This window comes from Treponema sp. (assembly GCF_045641405.1).
In the GTDB taxonomy this organism is placed as follows: Bacteria; Spirochaetota; Spirochaetia; order Treponematales; family Treponemataceae; genus Treponema_D.
Map to the genome: position 1 here is coordinate 1 of NZ_JAZUGX010000003.1, position 2,340 is coordinate 2,340.

General features: G+C 41.3%; 2 protein-coding genes. Both read right to left on the reverse strand.

What is annotated here, in order from left to right; all coding sequences use genetic code 11:
• Positions 1-240: 240 nt before the first annotated feature.
• Positions 241-2,007, reverse strand: a complete 1,767-nt coding sequence (locus ACKI39_RS00435; protein WP_407396551.1) for an IS1634 family transposase — start codon at positions 2,005-2,007, stop codon at positions 241-243.
• A gap of 90 nt (positions 2,008-2,097) precedes the next feature.
• Positions 2,098-2,340, reverse strand: a 243-nt coding sequence (locus ACKI39_RS00440) for a DUF6262 family protein (protein WP_407396553.1), incomplete at its 5' end; no start/stop codon positions are given.

The window sequence follows — 2,340 nt, forward strand, 5'->3', positions numbered from 1 at the left end:
AATACACGCTGCTTGAGTTATAAATTGAACAGGCGGAAAATCTGCCTGTTTCCGACACAGGTACAATCATATACATGCAACAATAATAGGACTTTCGGACCTAAAATGAATATTGAAACTTGCCTTTGATTAGGGTATTCTCCTGTTTTTGACAGTTTTTGAGAGAAAAAAGTCCTGTAAGCAGCATAAACACTGGCTTCCGGGACTTTTTGAAATTTTATGGTTGCGCGTTACACTATCCTATTTCTTGGTCTCTGAGATGATATTCCGCATTTTTGCGATTGGCACGATCTGCTTTGAAGTGCAGAAGCCGAATGCTGTATGCAGAGCATCCGTTAGTTCCGTCCTTGTGTAAACCGGCTGATATCCTTTCCCTTCATACTTCATGAAATCCATTTCCTGTAGAGTCTGGAGTATCTGATCAATCGTGTATTTATTGTCAAGTTTCTTTTCAAGATATCGGTAAACAATCAGAGAAATGAAACAGGTAATGAAGTGGGCCAGGATTCGTTCCTGACGTTTCAGGTATACGGGACGAGCCTCAAAGTCCGTTTTCATGATTCTGAAGCATTCTTCAATTTCCCAGCGCCTTTTGTTTGCCTTCACAATGCTGCTTATGCTGTCATCAAGATTGGTACATACAGCGTAGAAGCCATCATATTGTTCTTCTGCATCTATAACAGACTGGTCGATATAACTTAGTGACTTGCTGGCGATTTCACCATCCTTTGTGGCATGATCGGTTTTTATAAAGCGCTTGGGATCATTCTGCCTTTTTTTAGTGATGGCCTTTTCACCGGAATCAACAAGATGTATTGCCCGCTCTATCTGGCCTTTTCTGATACGCCGCTGATACTCACGATATTTTATCGAATACGATACGATGAGCTTCTGTTCTATGATCTGCTTTTTATCGCCATTATCTGTGTGAACAACACCTTCTTCTTTTATCCATCTTGCTTTGTAGAAGATTTTATCCTTGTCTGCCTCGTCATCCAATTCGGAAAGCCTGTATTTCGTCGTAGACTTATCACCATCAAGAATCCATCCGTCATCAGAAAGACACCATTCCCGCAAAAAAGCCTTGAGTTCCTTTATTGACTGCGTTGTGATATATCCGCGCATGCCTTCGTCACCATCATAGGAATTGAACACCCGGTTTGTTGCGGAAGACAATCCTGCGTCCGTACAGACGATGAACTTTGACATGTCGAATTTCTCGATCATTTTTTCTTCCAGCGGAATCATGGTCGTCTGTTCATTCCTGTTTCCGGGATATATGGAGAAAGAGATGGGAATTCCGTCCATATCCATAAAGAGACCCATTCCTACGATTGGCAAGGGCCGGTTCTCCTTGCATTTTCCGTACTGTTTGTCATCAGCAGCTTCTTCAATCTCAAAATAGAAGTTGGTGCAGTCGTAATAAATCACCTGTGTATTGCGCTTTTGAATCTCAGCGCTGTTCTTGAAAAGACGGCTCTGGATATAGTCAGATTCTTCTGCCATGACTGACAGTGCACGATAAATGTCATGCAGCTCAAAAGAAGGCTGCTCCATGAATCGCTTTGATTCTTCAAAGCTGCTCTTTTTCGATGCCGGGTAAAGAATCCTCGTGTAAATGAGCCGGGAGAGTATGTCATTTAGATCATACTCAAAAGAATGCCGTGAAGATATAGCACGGCATATCTTATGAAGTCCCAGTTCGTAATAGATATCCTGAAGGAAGAGATATCCGCCATTAAAACGTCGCTGCTCGTCCATGACAAGATTTGTCCCGGAACAGAGTTCGATATTGAATTTCGCAGAATTCTCCTTTTCTGCTTCATTCATCAAACGAACCTGTTCCTTGGCCCAGGCCTTGGCATCTGTTACTCCATACTTTTCACAAATCTGTTTTTCTGAACCGAAAGATTTTACTATTTGCGTTCTATTCTTGCCATTGATTCTAACAGTTTTAACAGCCCTGTATGTAATTGAATATTTGCTTGTTGTCCAACCGAGTCTCATAGTCTACCTCCCATCTAAAACTCGTGTACCCGGGGCTCAAAGCCCCGAAAACACTGATTCTTCACTTCGGGCACACCGTACCCGAAGTACTCATTTTTTCTCATACATCATAGCTCTAAGCTGATTGATTTCTTTATGAAGTGTCTCATTTTCAGCCTCAAGCTTTGCTATATATTTATCTTTACTTTCTATAATCACATCCTTTGACTTGGATGTTCTATAATATTTCTTATGCCATGCACCACTTCGTGCATTTTCCTCTGACCTTTGAGATTCTATTAACGTTTTTATCTCAGCATTGCCATATAGGAAATGTTTTGAAACACCACTTTT

Bases quoted from the DNA above. Each gene is read 5' to 3' on its own strand.
- ACKI39_RS00435 (WP_407396551.1), bottom strand. From the start codon at position 2,007: ATGAGACTCGGTTGGACAACAAGCAAATATTCAATTACATACAGGGCT.